Origin of the sequence: Pseudomonas sp. R3.Fl (genome assembly GCF_023516765.1) — a bacterium.
GTDB classification, from domain to species: Bacteria; Pseudomonadota; Gammaproteobacteria; order Pseudomonadales; family Pseudomonadaceae; genus Pseudomonas; species Pseudomonas citronellolis.
The window spans coordinates 6766571-6786068 of sequence record NZ_JAMGSO010000001.1 but is presented as its reverse complement, the minus strand read 5'-3'; the positions used below and the strand labels follow the sequence as shown (position 1 = coordinate 6786068).

The 19498-nt window shown below is 71.9% G+C and carries 15 protein-coding genes; 13 read left to right on the top strand and 2 right to left on the bottom strand.

The window, feature by feature from the left end:
• The first annotated feature begins 102 nt into the window (after positions 1-102).
• From M8R19_RS30000 to M8R19_RS29940, 13 genes are read left to right on the top strand one after another with little or no spacing between them, the layout of a single operon-like run.
• Positions 103-1824: an ABC transporter substrate-binding protein gene (locus M8R19_RS30000; RefSeq protein WP_249919772.1), complete on the top strand. Its 1722-nt coding sequence runs from the start codon at positions 103-105 to the stop codon at positions 1822-1824.
• A complete protein-coding gene (locus tag M8R19_RS29995) occupies positions 1821-2753 on the top strand; it encodes an ABC transporter permease (RefSeq protein WP_249919771.1) in 933 nt (310 codons plus the stop codon). Before M8R19_RS30000 ends, M8R19_RS29995 begins: the two co-directional genes overlap by 4 nt.
• A gap of 2 nt (positions 2754-2755) precedes the next feature.
• Positions 2756-4132 (top strand): acyl-CoA dehydrogenase family protein, encoded by a 1377-nt coding sequence (locus M8R19_RS29990; RefSeq protein ID WP_249920253.1) that lies wholly within the window; start codon positions 2756-2758, stop codon positions 4130-4132.
• Positions 4129-5475, top strand: a complete 1347-nt coding sequence (locus M8R19_RS29985; protein ID WP_249919770.1) for an LLM class flavin-dependent oxidoreductase — start codon at positions 4129-4131, stop codon at positions 5473-5475. The genes M8R19_RS29990 and M8R19_RS29985 overlap by 4 nt, the downstream gene beginning before the upstream one ends.
• 20 nt (positions 5476-5495) lie before the next feature.
• Entirely contained in the window at positions 5496-6554 is a 1059-nt protein-coding gene (locus M8R19_RS29980; protein WP_249919769.1) for an NADP(H)-dependent aldo-keto reductase, read from the top strand.
• Positions 6555-6567: 13 nt separating this feature from the next.
• Complete coding sequence (locus M8R19_RS29975) at positions 6568-7455, top strand: ABC transporter permease (protein WP_249919768.1); 888 nt, start codon at positions 6568-6570, stop codon at positions 7453-7455.
• Positions 7452-9110: a dipeptide ABC transporter ATP-binding protein gene (locus tag M8R19_RS29970; protein WP_249919767.1), complete on the top strand. Its 1659-nt coding sequence runs from the start codon at positions 7452-7454 to the stop codon at positions 9108-9110. Before M8R19_RS29975 ends, M8R19_RS29970 begins: the two co-directional genes overlap by 4 nt.
• The gene (locus M8R19_RS29965; protein ID WP_249919766.1) at positions 9088-10491 is read left to right on the top strand and encodes an LLM class flavin-dependent oxidoreductase; all 1404 of its coding nucleotides are present in this window, start codon (positions 9088-9090) and stop codon (positions 10489-10491) included. The genes M8R19_RS29970 and M8R19_RS29965 overlap by 23 nt, the downstream gene beginning before the upstream one ends.
• A 25-nt stretch (positions 10492-10516) precedes the next feature.
• Positions 10517-11719 (top strand): acyl-CoA dehydrogenase family protein, encoded by a 1203-nt coding sequence (locus M8R19_RS29960; protein ID WP_249919765.1) that lies wholly within the window; start codon positions 10517-10519, stop codon positions 11717-11719.
• A gap of 11 nt (positions 11720-11730) precedes the next feature.
• The gene (locus M8R19_RS29955; RefSeq protein ID WP_249919764.1) at positions 11731-13194 is read left to right on the top strand and encodes an MFS transporter; all 1464 of its coding nucleotides are present in this window, start codon (positions 11731-11733) and stop codon (positions 13192-13194) included.
• Positions 13187-13726, top strand: a complete 540-nt coding sequence (locus M8R19_RS29950) for a GNAT family N-acetyltransferase (RefSeq protein ID WP_249919763.1) — start codon at positions 13187-13189, stop codon at positions 13724-13726. Before M8R19_RS29955 ends, M8R19_RS29950 begins: the two co-directional genes overlap by 8 nt.
• Positions 13727-13741: 15 nt before the next feature.
• Complete coding sequence (locus M8R19_RS29945; protein WP_249919762.1) at positions 13742-15559, top strand: ABC transporter ATP-binding protein; 1818 nt, start codon at positions 13742-13744, stop codon at positions 15557-15559.
• 21 nt (positions 15560-15580) lie between these two features.
• Positions 15581-16594, top strand: a complete 1014-nt coding sequence (locus M8R19_RS29940) for an aldo/keto reductase (RefSeq protein WP_249919761.1) — start codon at positions 15581-15583, stop codon at positions 16592-16594.
• Positions 16595-16932: 338 nt separating this feature from the next.
• Here the strand turns inward: M8R19_RS29940 and M8R19_RS29935 are convergent, their stop codons facing one another.
• Positions 16933-18030, bottom strand: a complete 1098-nt coding sequence (locus M8R19_RS29935) for a sigma-54 interaction domain-containing protein (RefSeq protein WP_249919760.1) — start codon at positions 18028-18030, stop codon at positions 16933-16935.
• An 8-nt stretch (positions 18031-18038) separates the two neighbouring features.
• A complete protein-coding gene (locus tag M8R19_RS29930) occupies positions 18039-19226 on the bottom strand; it encodes an acyl-CoA dehydrogenase family protein (RefSeq protein ID WP_061561377.1) in 1188 nt (395 codons plus the stop codon).
• Positions 19227-19498: the final 272 nt, after the last annotated feature.

The window sequence follows — 19498 nt, the reverse complement described above, 5'->3', positions numbered from 1 at the left end:
CGCACTGACGCGGGCGGCGCGATCCGCCGCCCGCCTGGCAACAGGGACATCGTAGATGCCATCGACACCGCACACCCCACCGGCCCTCCCGCGGAGGCCGGCATGATCGACAGACTCCTGCCCCTGGCGGCCGGCGCCCTGCTGGCCGCCGTGCTGGCCGGCTGCTCGCCGGCCGCCGACGATGGGCCCGGCGCCGGCGGCGCCGCCCTCGACACCGGCACCCTCAAGGACGGCCAGCTCAGCTACCCCGCCGCGGACTTCCACGAGCAGGCCCCCGGCAAGCCCGGCGGCACCCTGCGCGCCAGCGCGGCGCTGGACACCTATTCCTTCGACATCCACGCCCTCTCCCACGGCAACGTGCAGTGGCTGGGGCGCATCCTCTACGACTGCCTGGTGTACCAGGACGAACAGGGCAAGGTGTCGCCCTGGCTGGCCAAATCCTGGGAGATTTCCGCGGACGGCCTGACCTACACCTTCCACCTGCGCGACGACGTCAGCTTCAGCGACGGCACGAAGTTCAACGCCGAAGCGGTGCGGGTGAACCTCGAACACATGCGCGACCCGGCCACCAAGTCGCCGCTGGCCGCGGCCTACATCGCGCCCTACCAGTCGGGCAAGGTGCTCGACGAGTACACCTTCCAGGCCACCCTGCGCGAGCCCTACTCGCCCTTCCTCGACGTGCTGGCGCAGTCCTGGCTGGGGATGATCTCGCCGAAGCAGATCCTCGAAGACCCGAAATCCATCGCCGCGCACCCGGTGGGCTCCGGGCCCTTCGTGCTGGAAAGCTACACCCGCGACCAGGGCGCCAGCTTCGTGCGCCGCGCCGGCTACCACTGGGCGCCGCCGGTGCTGCGCCACCAGGGCCCGGCCTACCTGGAGCGCCTGGAACTGAGCTTCGTGCCCGAGGCGCTGATCCGCTACAGCTCGCTGGTCTCCGGCCAGTACGACTTCACCCTGGACGCGCCGACGCAGAACGCCCAGGCCATCCGCAAGGACCCGCAACTGGTGCTGCGCAGCCGCATCCGCAAGGGCAACCCGGTGCGCAGCCTGACCTTCAACGTCGAACGCTTCCCCTTCGACGACGTGCGCGTGCGCAAGGCCCTGGCCCGCGCCATCGACCGCGAGGGCCTGGCCTGGATCAGCGGCTTCGGCGAATTCCAGGTCAAGGCCGACTTCCTCGCCGCCAACACCCGCTTCTACGACCCGGCCTGGCGCAACGCGCTGAGCTACGACGTGGCCGCGGCCAACGCCCTGCTCGACGAAGCCGGCTGGACCGCGCGCGACGCCGAGGGCTACCGCAGCCGCGACGGCCGGCGCCTGGCCGCCACCCTGCTGATGATCGACAGCCCGGCGCTGCCGGCCAACGTGGCGGTGGCCATGCAGGCCGACGCCAAGAAGATCGGCATCGACCTGGGCCTGCGCGTGCTGCCCCAGGCCCAGGTCAACGACCTGCGCTACGCCGGCGACTACCAGGCGCTGGTTGGCGGCTACTGGCACACCAACACCCCGGACGGGCTGTACATCCTCTACCACAGCAACTCCATCGCCACGCCGAAGCTGATCGGGCAGAACAGCGCGCGCCTGCGCGACGCCCAGTTGGACGACCTGCTCGCCCGCGCCCGCCGCAGCACCGACGCGGCCGAGCAGCAGCGCCTGTACAGCGCCGCCCAACAGCGCCTCACCGAAGTGGTGCCGGCGGTGCCGGTGTACGAAAGCCAGCTGACCATCGCCTACCGCCGCGACGTCAAGGGCGTGGTGTTCGACAGCTCGCACAACGTGCCCTTCTTCACCAGCGTCTGGCTGGACCGGGAGCCGCAACCATGAAAGCCCTGCGCCGCATCCTCTGGCGTTTCCTCGGCGGCCTGGCGGTGCTCTGGGGCGCCGCCAGCCTGACCTTCGTCGCCCTCAACGTCAGCGGTGGCGACCCGGCCCTGGCCATCCTCGGCGGGCCGGACGCCATGCCCACCGCCGAGGCCATCGCCCAGGTGCGCCGCGACTACGGCCTGGACCAGCCGCTGGCGGTGCAATACGCCCACTACCTGGGGCGCCTGGTCCAGGGCGACCTGGGCGAGTCGTACCGCCTGCGCATCCCGGTGGCCCAGGCCATCGCCGGGCAGGTCAGCGCCACCGCCCAGCTGGCCCTGTGGGCGGCGCTGGCCGCGGTGCTGCTGGCGGTGAGCGCGGCGGTGCTGACCGCCAACCGCGCGCCCTGGGCCCGCGGCCTGGCCTCCGGCGGCGAGCTGCTGCTGTCGTCCATGCCCAGCTTCGTGCTCGGCATCCTCCTGCTGCTGGTGTTCTCCTTCCAGCTGCACTGGCTGCCGCCCACCGGCTCGCGCGGCTGGAAGAGCCTGGTGCTGCCGATCCTAACCCTGGCCCTGCCGGTGGCCGCGGTGCTGGCCCAGGTGCTGCGCCAGGAGCTGGAGGAAATCCTCGAACAGCCCTTCATCGCCATGGCCCGCGCCCGCGGCCTGTCCGAGGCCGGCGTGCGCCTGGGCCACGCCCTGCGCCATGCGCTGACGCCGCTGATCACCCTGTCCGGCTTCGTCTTCGCCGCGCTGCTGGGCGGCGCGGTGATCACCGAGAACCTGTTCGCCCGCCAGGGCATCGGCCGACTGATGCTCAACGCGGTGAACGACAAGGACGTGCCCGTGGTGCTCGGCATCACCCTGCTGGCGGCGGCGATCTACGTGCTGGTGAACCTGGCCGTGGACCTGCTCAACGCCCTGGTCGACCCGCGGGTGAGCGAGGCATGAGCATGACCGCGAGCATCGCCCTGGCCCAGCTGCGCCAACTGTTCGACGCCCACGAGGCGCCGCCCCCTTCCATCGCCCGCCCCGAGGACACCGCGATGATCTTCCCCGACGACCTTCCCGCCGCCGCGAGTGCGCCGGCGCACCCCGACGACAACGCCCTGCTGCAACGCTTCGAAGCGGTGTTCCAGCGCATCGCCGCCGGCGCCATCGAGCGCGAGCAGCAGCGCGAGCTGGCCTACGAGCCGGTGGCCTGGCTGCGCGCGGCCGGCTTCGGCGCGCTGCGCATTCCCCTGGCCTACGGCGGCCTGGGCGCCAGCCTGCCGCAGCTGTTCCGCCTGGTCCGCCGCCTCGGCGAGGCCGACTCCAACCTGCCGCAGATCTTCCGCGCGCACTTCGGCTTCGTCGAAGGCCGCCTCAACGACGACGACGAAGCCAGCCGCCAGCACTGGTTCCCGCGCATCGTCGGCGGCGAGCTGTTCGGCGCGGCCATGGCCGAGCGCAGCGAAGTCACCGGCAACAGCGTCACCCTCACCCGCGAGGACGACCACTGGCTGCTGGACGGCGAGAAGTACTACTGCACAGGCACCCTCTACGCCGACTGGATCGCCGTGTCGGCCAGCGACGGCGACGAACACGTCGCCGTGGCCGTGGCCACCGACGCGCCCGGCGTCGCCCGCCTGGACGACTGGGACGGCTTCGGCCAGCGACTGACCGGCAGCGGCACCACCCGCTTCGACAAGGTCCGCGTCGAGGAGCACCAACTGTTCCGCCGCTTCAAGCTCGGCGAAGGGCGCAGCGACAGCTACATCACCGCCTTCTACCAGCAGGTGCACCTGGCCACCCTGGCCGGCATCGCCCGGGCGGTGCTGCGCGACGCCGTCGCCTTCGTCCAGGGCCGCACCCGCGCCTTCGGCATCCCCGGCCGCTCCGAGCCGCGCCAGGACCCGCTGGTGCAGCGCGTGGTGGGCCGCCTGGGCAGCCTGGCGTTCTCCGCCGAGGCGCTGGTGGAAGCCGTCTCGGCCACCCTCGAACGCACCTGGCAGGCGCACCGCGCGGGCACCGCCAGCCGCGAGCTGTACGCCGAGGCCGACATCCACGCCTACCAGGCGCAGCAGATCGTCCTGCCCCAGGTGCTGGAGGCCGCCACCCTGCTCTTCGAGGTCGGCGGCGCCTCGGCCACCAGCAGCGGCCGCCGGCTCGACCGGCACTGGCGCAACGCCCGCACCCTGGCCTCGCACAACCCGGCGATCCTGCGCGAGGCCTACCTGGGCGACTACCACCTCAACGGCACCCTTCCCAGCGAGGCCTGGAGCGAGCGTTTCGCCGCCGCCAAGGCCGCGCAACAGCAAGCCCCTGGCACCGAGGAGACCCCGGCATGAGCAACGCACAGCGGCAAATGAGCATCGGCATGAACATCCTCGGCTTCGGCGCCCACGCCGCGGCCTGGCGCACCGGCGAGGCGCCGCCCACCGCCTACCTGGACGTGGGCTACTACCAGAACATCGCGCGCATCTCCGAGCGCGGCACCCTGGACGCCATCTTCCTCGCCGACGGCCCGGCCCTGGCCGGCGACGTCGGCCGCCAGCCGGCCGGGCGCCTGGAGCCCACCGTGCTGCTCACCGCGGTGGCCCTGGCCACCCAGCGCATCGGCGTGATCTCCACCGCGTCCAGCTCCTACAACGAACCCTTCAACCTGGCCCGGCGCATCGCCTCGGTCGACCACATCAGCGGCGGCCGCGCGGCCTGGAACGTGGTGACCAACGCCGGCGACGCCGCCGCGCAGAACTTCGGCCTGGCCGGCGCGCCGCTGCACGTGGACCGCTACGCCCGCGCCGAGGAGTTCGTCGACGTCACCCTCAAGCTGTGGGACAGCTGGGAAGACGGCGCCATCCTCGGCGACGCCGCCTCCGGGCGCTTCGCCGACTCGGCCCGGGTGCACGCCATCGACCACGTCGGCCGCTACTTCTCGGTCAAGGGCCCGCTCAACGTGCCGCGCTCGCCCCAGGGCCGCCCGGTGCTGTTCCAGGCCGGCTCCTCGGAGGGCGGCAAGGCCCTGGGCTCGCGCTTCGCCGACGCCATCTTCACCACCCAGACCACCCTCGCCGACGGCCAGGCCTTCTACCGCGAGATGAAGCAGCGCGCCCGCCAGTGGGGGCGCAACCCCGAGCACCTGAAGATCATGCCCGGCCTGTCCACGGTGATCGGCAGCACCGAGGCCGAGGCCCTGGAGCGCTTCGAGCGGCTGAACAGCTACCTGGGCGAAGGCGGCCTGCTGCGGCAGATCGCCCAGCGCATCGGCATCGACGCCAGCGAGCTGGACCCGGACGCGCCGCTGCCCTGGCAGCGCATCGGCCCGGTCAACGAGTTCGAGAAGGGCTCCCACGGTTTCCTCGAGGCCCAGCTGAACCTGGCCCGCGCCGAGAACCTCAGCGTGCGCCAGCTGTCGCGGCGCATCCTGGTCGGCCACCGGCTGCTGGTGGGCACCCCCGAGCAGGTCGCCGCCAGCCTGGAGGAATGGTTCCTCGCCGGCGCCGCCGACGGCTTCAACATCATGCCCGACAGCTTCCCCTCGGGCGTGGAGAGCTTCGTCGACGAAGTGGTGCCGCGCCTGCGCCAGCGCGGGCTGTTCCGCCACGAATACCAGGGCAGCACCCTGCGCGAACACCTCGGCCTGCCCTACCCGGCCAGCCGCTACGAACAACCCGCGGCCGCTTCGGCCTGAACCTGCGAGAGACCACCGGCATGAACTACCGCCCACTCGGCAACAGCGACCTCAAGGTCAGCGTCATCGGCCTCGGCAGCATGACCTGGGGCCACCAGAACAGCGAGGCCGACGCCCACCGCCAGCTCGACTACGCGCTCTCGCGCGGGGTCAACCTGGTGGACGCCGCCGAGATGTACCCCACCCCGTCCCGGGCCGACACCTGGGGCGACACCGAGCGCTTCATCGGCACCTGGCTTGCGCGCAGCAAACGCCGCCAGGACATCGTCCTGACCAGCAAGATCGTCGGCCCGCCGCGCCAGAGCGGGCACATGCAGCACATCCGCGACGGCGCCACGCGCTTCGACCTGGCCCCCCTGCGCAGCGCCCTGGACGGCAGCCTCGACCGCCTGCAGACCGACTACCTGGACCTCTACCAGTTGCACTGGCCCAGCCGCAGCACGAACTTCTTCGGCACCCGCGACTACCCCTGGGTGGACGACGAGCAGAGCGACGACATCGGCGAAACCCTCACTGCCCTGGCCGAGCTGGTGAAGTCCGGGCGGGTGCGCCACATCGGCCTGTCCAACGAAACACCCTGGGGCGTGGCCGAGTTCCTCAGGCAGTCCGAGCGCCTGGGCCTGCCGCGCATCCTCAGCGTGCAGAACCCCTACAGCCTGCTCAACCGCCAGTACGAGACGGGCCTGGCGGAGTTCAGCCACCGCGAGCGCATCGGCCTGCTGGCCTATTCGCCGCTGGCCTTCGGCGTGCTCACCGGCAAGTACCTGGACGGCGCCCAGCCGGCCGGCGCGCGCCTGAGCGCCGGCTCCGCCTACGGCCGCTTCGCCCGCTACGCCAGCGCCGAGGCGCAGCAGGCCACCCGCGCCTACGTCGAGCTGGCCCGTGAGCTGGACCTCGCGCCGGCGCAACTGGCCCTGGCCTTCGTCATCGCCAAGCCCTTCGTGGCCAGCGCGCTGAACGGCGCCACCAGCCTGGAGCAACTGGCGCAGAACCTCGACGCCGCCGAGCTGCAGCTGACGCCGGAGGCGCTCGCCGCCATCGACGCCATCCACGCGCGCCTGCCGAACCCGGCGCCCTGACAGGAGAACGCCCATGGCCGGTCCGTCGACCGCACTGCCCCGCCTGCTGCCCGCGCCGTCGCGGCGCCGCCTGCTGCCCGCCTTCCTCGGCGCGGCCCTGGCCCGCCCGGGCCTGACGCTGGCCGGGGTGTTCCTGGCGCTGCTGGTGCTCGCCAGCCTGGCGCCGACCTGGCTGGTGGCCACCGACCCACTGCTGGCCAGCGCCCGCCACGCCTTCCAGGCGCCCAGCGCGGCGCACTGGCTGGGCACCGACGAGAACGGCCGCGACGTGCTCGCGCGCCTGGTGCACGGCGCCCGGCCATCGCTGCTGATGGGCCTGGCGGCCACCGCCATCGGCCTGCTCGGCGGCATCGCCGTGGGCCTGGCCGCCGGGCTCGGGCCGCGCTGGCTGGACGCCGCGGCCATGCGCGGCATCGACGTGCTGCTGGCCTTCCCGGAACTGCTGCTGGCCCTGGTCATCATCACCTTCTGGGGCCAGGGGCTGGTCAACGCCATGCTCGCCGTGGGCATCGCCGGCATCCCGCGCTACGCCCGCCTGGTGCGGGCCCAGGCCAAGGTGGTGCGCGGCGCGGCCTACGTCGAGGCGGCGGTCACCCTGGGCCTGTCGCGGCCGGCGGTGATCTGGCGCCACCTGCTGCCCAACGCCATCCGCCCGGTGCTGATCCTGGCCACCCTGGGCATAGGCGCCAACATCGCCGCCGGCGCCTCGCTGAGCTTCCTCGGCTTCGGCGCGCCGCCGCCGGCGCCCGAATGGGGCTCGATGCTCTCGGTCGGCCGCAACTTCCTCTCCAACGCCTGGTGGCTGGTCGCGGCACCGGGCACGGCGGTGACCCTCACCGTGGTCGCCGTGACCGTGCTCGGCCGCGCCCTGCTGCGCTACAGCGAGGGCAAACGCCCATGACCACCCTGATCAACCCGTTCCGCCCGCTGCTGGAAGTGGCCGACCTGGACGTCGCCTTCGGCCGCGCCCAGCCGGTGCTGCAGCAGGTGTCCTTCAGCCTCTACCCCGGCGAATGCCTGGCCCTGGTCGGCGAGTCCGGCTCGGGCAAGAGCGTCACCTCGCGCACCCTGGCCGGGCTCACCGGCGCCGGCGCGCAGATCCGCGCGCGGCGCCTGGCCTTCGACGGCCAGGACCTGCTGAACCTCGGCGGCCGCCAGTGGCGCGAGCTGCGCGGCTCGCGCATCGGCTTCGTGATGCAGGACGCCCTCGGCTCGCTGGACCCGCTGCGCCAGGTGGGCCGCGAGATCGACGAGCCGCTGCGCCTGCATACGTCCCTGGACCGCGAGCGGCGCCAGCAGAAGGTGCTCGACCTGCTGCGCGCGGTGGGCGTGCCCGAGGCCGAGCTGCGCGCCCGCCAGTACCCGCACCAGCTCTCCGGCGGGCTGCGCCAGCGCGCGCTGATCGCCTCGGCCATCGCCTGCGACCCCGACCTGCTGATCGCCGACGAACCCACCACGGCGCTGGACGCCACCGTCCAGGCGCAGGTCCTCGACCTGCTGGAAAGCCTGCGCCAGCGCAACCGCGCCATGCTGGTGGTGAGCCACGACCTGGCGGTGGTGGCGCGCCTGGCGCACCGCGTGGCGGTGATGCAGCACGGCGTGATAGTCGAGGAAGGCCCGGTCGACCAGGTGCTGGAAGACCCGCGCCACCCCTACACCCGCTCGCTGCTGCGCGCCGCCTCCGCGGTACACCTCAGCCATGCGCCGCAGCCCGCCGCCAGCGAGCCGCCGGCCAGCCTCGGCACCCAGCCGGTGGTGCTGGAGGCGCGGCAGTTGGCCAAGCACTTCCACGGCCCGAACGGCGCGGCGCAGCAGGCGGTGGCCAACGCCTCCTTCACCCTGCGCGCCGGCGAGACCCTGGGCATCGTCGGCGAATCCGGCTCGGGCAAGACCACCCTCACCCGCATGATCCTCGGCCTGGAACGCCCCGACAGCGGCGAGGTGTACCTGCGCGGCCAGGCCTGGAGCGCCCTCGACACCCTCGCCCAGCGCCGCGAGAGACGCCGCATCCAAGTGGTGTTCCAGGACCCGCTGGCCTCCTTCGACCCGCGCTACAGCGTGGCCCGCGTCCTCGACGAGGCCCTGGCCCGGGCCGGCGGCAGCCGCGCCGAGCGCCAGCAGCGGGCGCGCGAACTGCTGGAACTGGTGCGCCTGCCGGCGGGCATGCTGCAGCGCCGGCCCATCGAGCTGTCCGGCGGCCAGCGCCAGCGCATCGCCATCGCCCGCGCCCTGGCGGCGCAGCCGGAAATCCTGGTGTGCGACGAGCCGGTGTCGGCGCTGGACGTCTCGGTGCAGGCGCAGATCCTCGACCTGCTGGCCGACCTCAAGCAGCGCCTGGGCCTGGCCTGCCTGTTCATCTCCCACGACCTGGGCGTGGTGCGCCACGTCAGCGACCGCGTGCTGGTGATGAAGGACGGCCACATCGTCGAGAGCGGCCCGGTGCGCGAGGTCTTCGCCCGCCCGCAGCACGACTACACCCGCGCCCTGCTGGGCGCCATTCCCCACCTGCCGCAACCCCGGGAGCGCCGCATCCGTGTCGAAGCCATTGCACGTTAATTTGTTCGAGATGAACTGCGTCAGCCACATCGTCCACGGCCTCTGGGCCCACCCGGAAAACCAGCGGCACCGCTTCAACGACATCGACTACTGGACGGAACTGGCGCAACTGCTGGAGCACGGCACCTTCGACGGCGTCTTCCTGGCCGACGTGGTGGGCGTCTACGAGCGCTTCCGCGGCGGCCCCGAGACGGCCCTGCGCGAAGCCGTGCAGGTGCCCAGCAACGACCCGCTGCTGGTCATCCCGGCGATGGCCGCGGTGACCCGCAACCTGGGCTTCGGCGCCACCTTCTCCACCACCTACGAGCCGCCCTTCGCCTTCGCCCGGCGCATGAGCACCCTCGACCACCTCACCCGCGGCCGCGTCGGCTGGAACATCGTCACCTCCTACCTGCCCAACGCCGCGCGCAACTTCGGCCTGGACGACGAGGTGCCCCACGACCGCCGCTACGAGATCGCCGACGAATACCTGGACGTGCTCTACAAGCTCTGGGAAGGCTCCTGGGACGACGACGCGGTGATCGCCGACCGCCAGCGGCGCATCTACACCGACCCGGCCAAGGTGCGCTACATCGACCACGTCGGCGAGCACTTCAAGGTCGCCGGCCCGCACCTCTGCCAGCCCTCGCGGCAGCGCACCCCGGTGCTGTTCCAGGCCACCGGCTCGCCGGCCGGCACCGAGTTCGCCGGGCGCCACGCCGAAGTGGTGTTCACCGGCGGCCCCACCCCGGCCGCGGTGCGCCGCAACATCGCCCACATGCGCGAACGCGCCCGCGCCCACGGGCGCGATCCGGCGGGCATCAAGTTCATCGTCCAGGCGGCGGTGATCGTCGGCCGCAACGACCTGGAAGTGCAGGCCAAGCTGGAAGACTACCGGCGCCTGCAGAGCCTCGACGGCGCCCTGGCGCACATGCAGTCGGGCGTCGACCTGGCTGCCTTCCCGGCGCACACGCCGCTGGCCGAGCTGCCCGGCGGCGGGCCCTGGGCGGCGCTGCTGGCCAGCGACCCGCAGGCCACCGTGGGCCAGCTGGTGAAGCGCCTGGGCGGCTTCGACGAGGGCCGCTTCTTCGTCGCCGGCACGCCGAAGGTGGTGGCCGACGAGATCGAGAAATGGCTCGACGAGGACGGCATCGACGGCATCAACCTGCGCCAGTTCCTCACCCCGCACACCGCGCGCGACTTCATCGAGCTGGTGGTGCCCGAGCTGCGCCGCCGCGGCCGCTTCCGCGAGGCCTACAACGACGGCGAGACCCTGCGCGAGCGCCTGTTCGGCGCCGGCCACGCGCGCCTGCCCGACGACCACCATGGCGCCCGCTACCGCGACCCGGCGGCCCTGCGCCAGGCCAGCGCGCCGCTGCGCTTCGCCCAGGCGCCGGCCTGATCCCTTTCCCGAGATGGACCTGAAGATGCCTACATCCGCCGCAACCACCCTGCCCCCCGCCCCCCTCGACCTGGCCGAGCTGCGCCGCCGCGCCGTGCCGCGCCTGGCCGCCATCGCCGAAGGCGCCGCCGAACGCGAGCGCCTGCGCCAGCTGCCCCACGAACAGGTGCGCGCCCTGGCCGCCGATCGCCTGCTGTGCTTCCGCATCCCCGCCGCATACGGCGGCGCCGGCGCCAGCGTGCGCGACACCGTGCAGTTCGTCATCGACCTGGCGGCGGTGGACTCCAACGTCGCCCAGTCGCTGCGCCCCAGCTTCGCCTTCATCGAGGGCCTGCTCGCCCGCGGCGACCAGGCCGAGCAGCAGCGCTGGTTCCCGCGCTTCCTCGCCGGCGAGGTGTTCGGCAACGCCGGCTGGGAGATCGGCGGCGCCAACGGCGCGGTGAGCGCGCGCCTGCGCCGCGACGGCGAGGCCTTCCGCGCCAGCGGCAGCAAGTTCTACAGCACCGGCTCGCTGTACGCCGACTGGGTCAGCGCGGTGGCCCTGGACGAGGACGACAGGCCGGTGTCCTTCGTGGTCCCGCGCGACCGCGAGGGCCTGGAGCTGCTGGACGACTTCGACGCCATGGGCCAGCGCCTCACCGCCAGCGGCACCACGCGCCTGAACGACCTGCTGGTGCAGCCGGGGGAAATCCGCCCGCGGGTGGTGGAGGAAGGCCAGCGCTCCATCGTCACGCCATTCCTGCAGCTGTTCCTCGGCGCGGTGGAGGCCGGCATCGCCCGCAACGCCCTGACCGACGCCGTGGCCTTCGCCCGCGACCACGCCCGGCCGATCAAGCACAGCAGCGCGCAACGCTCGGTGGACGACCCCTACGTGGAATTCGCCGTGGGCGAAATCTCCGCCCGCGCCCTGGCCGCCGAGGCGGTGATCCTGCGCGCCGCCGAGCGTCTCGACGAAGCCTGGGCGGCGGGCCTCGCCCACGACGCGGTGAACCTCGCCGCGGTGGAAGTGGCCCAGGCCCAGTACATCGCCGTGGAATCGGCGCTCAAGGCCGCCGAACTGCTGTTCGACGTCGGCGGCGCCTCCACCACCGGCCGCCAGCACAACCTCGACCGCCACTGGCGCAACGCCCGCACCCTGGCCAACCACAACCCGCGCCACTGGAAGGCCGCGGTGGTCGGCGCCTGGCGCCTGAAGGGCAGCGAGCCGCCGACTTCGGGGCTGTTCTGATGGGCGCAGCCATGCGCCCCCTGCTCCCCGCTACCGATGCCCCGGCGCGCGGCGGCCGCCTGGTGCCGATGATCACCGGCGCCGCGCTGTTCATGGAGCTGCTGGACAGCACCGCGGTGCTCACCGCGCTGCCGCAGATGGCCGCCGACTTCGGCGAGGCCGCGGTACGCATGAACCTGGTGGTGTCGCTGTACCTGCTGGCGGTGGCGCTGTTCGTGCCGGTCAGCGGCTGGGTCGCCGACCGCTTCGGCCCGCGCCGGGTGCTGCTGGCGGCCATCGGCCTGTTCATGCTCGCCTCGCTGGCCTGCGCGGCGTCCACCTCGCTGCTGCAGCTGTCCCTGGCGCGCCTGGCCCAGGGCGCCGCCGGGGCGCTGATGGCGCCGGTGGGCCAGGTGCTGCTGTTGCGCTGGTCGACGCCGGACACCCTGCTGCGCAACATGGCCGCGCTGGCCATCCCGGCGCTGGTCGGGCCGCTGCTCGGCCCGCCGCTGGGCGGGCTGCTGGTGGACCTGCTGTCGTGGCACTGGATCTTCCTGGTCAACCTGCCCATAGGCGCGCTGGGCATCGTCCTGATCCTGCGCTTCGTCCCCGACTTCCCGGGCGATCCGCAGCGGCGCCTGGACCGCCGCGGCTTCCTGCTCAGCGGCTGCGCCCTGGCGGCGCTGGTGTTCGGCTTCGAGGCCCTGGGCCACCGCCTGCTGCCGCTGCCGGCGGTGGCCGTGCTGCTGGCCGCCGGCGCCTGCGCCGCGCTGGCCTACTGGCGCCATGCCCGGCGCCACGCGGCACCGCTGATCGACCTCGGCCTGCTGCGCATCCCCACCTTCGCCACGGCGATCCGGGGCGGCAACCTGTTTCGCCTGGGCAGCGCCGCGCAGCCGTTCCTGATGGTGCTGATGCTGCAGCTGGGCTTCGGCCTGGGGGCACTGGACGCCGGGCTGCTGACCCTCGCCGGCGGCGCCGGCGCGCTGAGCGTGAAGTTCCTCTCGGTGCGCATCGTCCAGCGCCTGGGCTTCCGCCGCACCCTGGTCGGCAACGCCCTGCTCTGCGCCCTGTCCATCGTCGGTTGCGCCCTGCTGCGCGCCGACACGCCCCTGTGGCTGCTGCTGGGCCTGCTGTACCTGAGCGGCCTGCTGCGCTCGCTGCAGTTCAGCACCCTCGGCGCGCTGACCTTCTGCGAAGTGCCGCGCGAGCTGGCCAGCCGCGCCAGCAGCCTGTCGGCGATGTCCATGCAGCTGGCCATGAGCCTGGCGGTGGGCCTGGCCGCCAGCCTGCTGGGGCTGGTGATGCACGCCCAGGGCCATGCCCAGCCGCAGGTCGCCGACCTGTCCCTGGCGATGCTCGCCGGGGCGCTGCTGTGCGCCGCCTCGGCACTGTCGTTCCGCCGCCTGGGCGAAGCCGCCGGTGCCTCGGTCAGCGGCCGCGCCAGGCCCTCGCTCGCCAATAGCGCATGCCCCAAGGAGACCGCCCATGGCTGAGCCCATTCCCGCGCTGATCCGCGCCGTTCGCCCAGGCGACGCCCGGCCCATCGCCGAAGCCCACGTGCAGAGCTGGCAGGCGACCTACCGCGGGCTGCTGCCGGACAGCTACCTGCAGGGCCTGGCCGACAACCTGCAGCGCCGCGTCGACTTCATCGACAACGCCATCCGCAACGGCAGCCGCGACATCCGCGTGGCCGAGCGCGAGGGCGCGGTGGTCGGCTGGAGTTCCTTCGGCGCCAGCCGCGACCCCGACGTCGAGCCCGGCACCGGCGAGCTCTATTCCCTCTACCTGGTGCCGGCGGCCTGGTCCGCCGGCATCGGCCACGCGCTCTGGCTGGCCTCGCGCCAGGCCCTGGAGGCCGCGGGCTTCGCCCGCGTCACCTTGTGGGCGCTGGACGGCAACGCGCGCGCCGAGCGCTTCTACCGCGCCGCCGGCTTCACCCCGCAAAGCAGCACTTCACGTGTCTTCGGGGAGGACGGCACGGCCTTCCCGGTGACCCGCTACCTGCTGCCCCTGACCCACGCCTGAAGGACCCTACCCGCCATGAGCCACACCCCGGACGACACCGCCGGCGAACGCCAGGCCCACGCCTGGAACATCCGTTACCTGCCGGAGGCGCCGGTACCTTTCGTCATCCACTTCGTCAGCCAGTACCGCTGGGCCTACCTGGCGATCCTGCTGCTGCAGATCACCGCGGTGGTCTGCACCGTGCTGATCCCCTGGAGCCTGGGCCAGGTCACCCGCCTGGTGAACGCCAGCAGCACGCCCGAGGCGCTGTTCTGGCCGGTGGCCGACTTCGCCGTGCTGGTGGCCCTGGAGGTGGTCTTCACCCGCAGCGCCAACACCATCAACATCCGCGTGCTGCCGCGCCAGCGGGCGCGCGTCACCCATACCGTCTACGCCTACCTGCAGCAGCACTCGCACCGCTTCGTCAGCAACGAGTTCGCCGGCGCCCTGGCGCACAAGGTCTCGGAAGTCGCCATGGGGGTGAACCAGACCATGAACATCCTGCTCTTCGACCTGATCCCGCTGCTGGTCACCCTGAGCCTGGCGAGCCTGGTGCTGGCCAGCGCCTCGGGCCTGCTGGCGGCGTTCATGCTGGGCTGGTCGGTGCTGTTCATCGGCATCTCCTTCCTGCTCGCCCGGCGCAGCCACCCGCTGGCGCAGCAGTACTCCGCGGCGCGCAGCATCAGCACCGGCAAGGTGGTGGACGCGGTGACCAACCTGAGCAACGTGCGCCTGTTCGCCCGGCATTCCCACGAGCTGGACTACCTGTCCGGCTACCTGGACCGCGAACTGGCGGCGGCCGGCCGCTCGCTGGGCTACATGGAGAAGATCCGCTGGTTCCAGAACAGCTGCGGCATGGCCCTGAAGATCGGCATGCTGCTGCTCACCCTGTGGCTGTGGCGCAGCGGCGCCATCAGCATCGCCGCCTTCGTCATGGCCACCAGCATGGCGCTGCTGATCATCAACGACGTGGCCAGCCTGTCGCGGCGCTTCCTGGAGCTGTTCGAGGCCACCGGCAACATCGCCAACGGCGTGCGCACCCTGATCCGCCCCCATGAGGTGGTGGACAGCCCCGACGCCCGCCGCCTGGAAGTGCGCCAGGGCAACGTCGAGTTCCGCGGCGTGCGCTTCGGCTACCACCCCGGCCAGCCGATCTTCGAGCAGCTCGACCTGCGCATCCCGGCCGGCCAGCGCGTCGGCCTGGTGGGCTTCTCCGGCTCCGGCAAGTCCACCCTGCTCAACCTGCTGCTGCGCCTGTACGACGTCGACGGCGGCCAGGTGCTGATCGACGGCCAGGACATCCGCGAGGTGACGCAGCACTCGCTGCACCGGCAGATCGGCCTGATCCCCCAGGAGCCGGGGCTGTTCCACCGCAGCATCCGCGAGAACATCCACTACGGACGCCTGGAGGCCAGCGCCGAGGAACTGGCCGCGGCCATCCACGGCGCCGGCGCCAGCGCCTTCATCGAGCGCATGGAGCACGGCTACGATTCCCTGGTGGGCGAGCGCGGCGTCAAGCTGTCCGGCGGCCAGCGGCAGCGCATCGCCATCGCCCGGGTGCTGCTGAAAAACGCGCCCATCCTGGTGATGGACGAGGCCACTTCCAGCCTGGACTCCATCACCGAGCGCTTCATCCAGGACCAGCTGGACAGCATCATGCAGGGCAAGACCGTGATCGTGGTGGCCCACCGCCTGTCGACGGTGGCGCACCTTGACCGCATCATCGTCTTCGACAAGGGCCGCGTGGTCGAGGACGGCAGCCACCAGGAGCTGCTGAAGAAGCGCGGCCAGTACTACCGCCTGTGGAGCCGGCAGTCCGACGGGCTGTTCCAGGAAGAGGCCGAGGCGGTCTGAATTTCCCAACCGGAGAGCGACATGAACTACCGAACCCTGGGCCGCTCCGGCCTGCAGGTCTCCCCCCTGGCGCTGGGCAGCATGATGTTCGGCGGCCAGACCGACGCCGCCGCCTCGCGGCGCATCATCGACCAGGCGCTGGAACGCGGGATCAACTTCATCGATACCGCAAACGTATACAACGACGGGCGCTCGGAGGAGATCGTCGGCCAGGCCATCGCCGCGCGCCGCGACGACTGGGTGCTGGCCTCCAAGGTCGGCATGGGCCCGTCGGACGCCTGGCCGAACCGCCGCGGCCTGGGCCGCAAGCACATCGCCGCGGCCCTGGACGCCAGCCTGAAACGCCTGGGCACCGACTACCTGGACCTCTACTACCTGCACCGCGAAGACCACCAGACGCCGCTGGAGGAGACGGTCGCGGCCATCGGCGACGCCATCGCCCAGGGCAAGGTGCGCCACTGGGGGCTGTCCAACTACCGCGGCTGGCGCATCGCCGAGGTGGTCCACGTGGCCGAGCGCCTGGGCGTGCCCCGGCCCATCGCCAGCCAGCCGCTGTACAACCTGGTGAACCGCCAGGCCGAGACCGAGCAGTTCACCGCCGCCGAATTCCACGGCCTGGGCGTGGTGCCCTACAGCCCGCTGGCCCGCGGCGTGCTCAGCGGCAAGTACCTGCCGGGCGTGGAGCCGGCCGCCGACAGCCGCGCCGGGCGCCAGGACAAGCGCATCCTGGAGACCGAATGGCGCGCGGAGTCCCTGGAGATCGCGCAGAAGGTGAAGGCCCACGCCGAGGCGCGTGGTGTCGGCGTGGTGCAGTTCGCCATCGCCTGGGTGCTGAACAACGCCCTGGTCAGCGCGGCCATCGTCGGCCCGCGCACCGAGGAGCAATGGCAGGACTACCTGAAGGCGCTGGACGTGCGCCTGGACGCCGAGGACGAAGCCTTCGTCGACGCCCTGGTCACCCCCGGCCACGCCTCCACGCCGGGCTACAACGACCCGACCCACTTCGTCCCCGGCCGCCGCCCGCGCGGGGCATGACAGACGCCAGCCGCGCCGAAGCGCTTTTCGTAGGAGCGAGCAAGCTCGCTCCTACGAAAAGCCATGCTCGCCCGTATGAGTAGCTTCGTAGGATGGGTATCGCACGAAGCAATCCCCATCCTACGGGGTGCACGTTTACCTGTAGGAGCGGATTTATCCGCGATTGCGCCGGCAGGGCCGGCGCCATGGATCGCGGACGGAGTCCGCTCCTACGGGAGCGTGTGTTTGCCGGAGGGCGCAGGAATGACTGTCCCCCAGCCGCGCCGAAGTGCTCTTCGTAGGAGCGAGCAAGCTCGCTCCTACGAAAAGCTGTGCTCGCCCGTCCTCCTCCGCCCAGTTCAGATCGACAGCCGCACGATACGGCTGGCCAACGGCGCCGGCGTGCGGCGCTTGTTCACCACCAGTTCGCCGGCGGCGATCAGCCGGGCCCTGACGATGTTGCGGCTGAGCCCCAGCAGGTCGGAGGTGTGCACCTGGTTGGCATGGCAGAACTGGTAGGCCTCGCGCACCAGCAGGCTTTCCACCTGGCCGTGCACGTCGCCGCCGCGCTCGCGGAACAGGCGCAGGAAGGCGCGTTCCAGCTGCGCCTCCAGCGGCTCGTCGGCGCCGGTCGCGCCCTCCAGGCGTTCCGGGCGCAGCCCCGGCAGGCGCAGGTCGTCGGCCTCGATGCGGCCGCCCTGGCAGACCAGCAGGGTGTGGTGGATGACGTTCTCCAGCTCGCGGATGTTGCCCGGCCAGTCGTACGCCGCCAGCTTGCGCGCCGCCGCATCGCTCAGGTCGACCGCCTCGAAGCCGAGCTTGCGCCCGTAGGTGCCGATGAAGTGCCGCACCAGCGGCAGGATGTCGCCGCGCCGCTCGCGCAGCGCGGGCAGCTGCAGGGTGACGACGTTGAGGCGGTAGTACAGGTCCTCGCGGAAATGCCCGGCGTTGATCGCCTTCTCCAGCTGCACGTTGGTGGCCGCCAGCACCCGCACGTCGATCGGGATGCCCCTGCGCGAGCCCAGGCGCACCACTTCGCGCTCCTGCAGCACGCGCAGCAGCTTGACCTGGATGGGCATCGGCAAATCGCCGATCTCGTCGAGGAACAGGGTGCCGCCGTTGGCCGCCTCGAACCAGCCGGGCTTGGCGCCCAGGGCGCCGGTGAAGGCGCCCTTCTCGTGGCCGAACAGCTCGGTCTCCACCAGGGATTCGGAGAAGGCCCCGCAGTTCACCGCGACGAAGGGCCGGTCGCGCCGGCCGCTCAGGTTGTGGATGTGACGTGCGACCAGCTCCTTTCCCGTGCCGGTCTCGCCGATGATCAGGACGCTGGCCTCGCTGGGGGCGACCTGTTGCAAATGGGAGAGAAGCGCCTGCGATTTCGGGTCTTCGAAGACCTGTGCGGTTGCCCGGATCGAGGTGGCCAGTGTCGGGTTGGGTGGGAGGGTCAGCAGTTGCATGGGCTTCCTTACGAGTAGAACGTGGGCGAAGGTCGCTGCCGGTTGAGCGCCCAGGCGCCAAGCTCCTGGACGCGGTAATCGAGGGGGTCGTGCAGGCTCTGGGTGCGCAGGTTGCGCCAGTGCCGGTCCAGCCGCAGCGCCGCGTGGGTGGCGCGGGCGCCGGTGACTTCGAACAGGCGGCTGCAGAGTTCCAGGCCCACGCGGGTGGCGGCGACCTTGGCGGTGCCGATGGCGATGGCCAGCTCCGCGCGCTCCTCGGCGCCCAGGCGCTGTTCCTTGCGCCAGGCCGCGTCGAACTGCGCGGCGGCGCGCTCCACCAGCAGGCGCACGCCTTCCAGGCCGACCCAGAAGTCGCCGTAGTGGCGCAGCACGTACGGGTCCTCGCTGATGCTCTCGGCGCTGGAGCGGAACCAGGGCCGCGCCTCCTTGAGGGTGTAGCCGCGGAACTCCTCGAAGGCGCCTTCGGCGATGCCGAGGAACATGTGGGCGAAGATCAGCTGCGCCAGCAGCGGGCGCAGGCAGGCGAAGGGCGTGCTCAGCGGGCCCGGGTCGAGCAGCAGCTCGGAGCGCTCCACGCGCACCCGCTCGAAGGTCACGCTGCCGCTGTCGGTCTGCCGCTGGCCCATGTTGTCCCAGTCGTCGTGCACACCGATGCCGCTGCGGCCGCTGGGCAGCGCGGCGATCAGCAGCTTGCCGCCGGCGCTTTCGTCCACCGCCGAGGCGATCAGCATCTCCGAGTCGTTGGCGCCGGAACAGAAGCTCTTCTTGCCGGAGAACTCGCACCAGCCGTCGAACCACTTCACCTGGGTGCGGGTGTCCAGCGGGTTCAGGGCATTGCCCCAGAACCAGTTCTTGCGCGCGGTCAGCTCGAACCACGGCTGCCACTGCTCCGGGCGCGAGAACAGGCGCACGGTGGCCAGCATCAGGTGATGGAAGCCGAACACGTGGGCCACCGAACTGTCGGCCCGGGCGAACTCGCGGACCACCTCCAGGGTCAGCGACCAGTCCGCGCCATGGCCGCCGAAGGCGCCGGGAATGCTCAGGGCCAGCAGGCCGCTGTGGCGGATGGCGTCGCGCTCGGCCTTGGGCGTGCCGCCGCGCTCGTCGCGTTCGGCGGCGTTCTCGGCAAAACCGGCGGCCAGCTGGCGGGCGATCTGCAAGGGGTTGAGGATGCGGCTTTGCTGGTTGGCGCTCACACGGGATCCCTCGTCGGTCGGGGCGGCCTTCAGGCGGGCGCCGCCCCGGCAATGAACCTTCGGCCGCGGCCGCCATGGGCCCGGCCGGCGAAATTGAACTGCACGCAAGGCCGAGCAATAACCATTCCAGCGGCCGCCGGGCCGGTTTGCGCGGCCTGAAGCGGGCGGCTTGTTGTTATCTGAGCAACAACTGTTGATTCGCTGTTGCCCCGGCTCTTCCGCCGATCGGCAACCCCTGGCGCCGCGCCGGCGCAGCAGCTAAACCCGCTAAT

What these genes read in the sequence shown, in the direction of transcription:
- M8R19_RS30000 (WP_249919772.1), top strand. Translation starts at nt 103, where the DNA reads ATGATCGACAGACTCCTGCCCCTGGCGGCCGGCGCCCTGCTGGCCGCC.
- M8R19_RS29995 (WP_249919771.1), top strand. Translation starts at nt 1,821, where the DNA reads ATGAAAGCCCTGCGCCGCATCCTCTGGCGTTTCCTCGGCGGCCTGGCG.
- M8R19_RS29990 (WP_249920253.1), top strand. Translation starts at nt 2,756, where the DNA reads ATGACCGCGAGCATCGCCCTGGCCCAGCTGCGCCAACTGTTCGACGCC.
- M8R19_RS29985 (WP_249919770.1), top strand. Translation starts at nt 4,129, where the DNA reads ATGAGCAACGCACAGCGGCAAATGAGCATCGGCATGAACATCCTCGGC.
- M8R19_RS29980 (WP_249919769.1), top strand. Translation starts at nt 5,496, where the DNA reads ATGAACTACCGCCCACTCGGCAACAGCGACCTCAAGGTCAGCGTCATC.
- M8R19_RS29975 (WP_249919768.1), top strand. Translation starts at nt 6,568, where the DNA reads ATGGCCGGTCCGTCGACCGCACTGCCCCGCCTGCTGCCCGCGCCGTCG.
- M8R19_RS29970 (WP_249919767.1), top strand. Translation starts at nt 7,452, where the DNA reads ATGACCACCCTGATCAACCCGTTCCGCCCGCTGCTGGAAGTGGCCGAC.
- M8R19_RS29960 (WP_249919765.1), top strand. Translation starts at nt 10,517, where the DNA reads ATGCCTACATCCGCCGCAACCACCCTGCCCCCCGCCCCCCTCGACCTG.
- M8R19_RS29955 (WP_249919764.1), top strand. Translation starts at nt 11,731, where the DNA reads ATGCGCCCCCTGCTCCCCGCTACCGATGCCCCGGCGCGCGGCGGCCGC.
- M8R19_RS29950 (WP_249919763.1), top strand. Translation starts at nt 13,187, where the DNA reads ATGGCTGAGCCCATTCCCGCGCTGATCCGCGCCGTTCGCCCAGGCGAC.
- M8R19_RS29945 (WP_249919762.1), top strand. Translation starts at nt 13,742, where the DNA reads ATGAGCCACACCCCGGACGACACCGCCGGCGAACGCCAGGCCCACGCC.
- M8R19_RS29940 (WP_249919761.1), top strand. Translation starts at nt 15,581, where the DNA reads ATGAACTACCGAACCCTGGGCCGCTCCGGCCTGCAGGTCTCCCCCCTG.
- M8R19_RS29935 (WP_249919760.1), bottom strand. Translation starts at nt 18,030, where the DNA reads ATGCAACTGCTGACCCTCCCACCCAACCCGACACTGGCCACCTCGATC.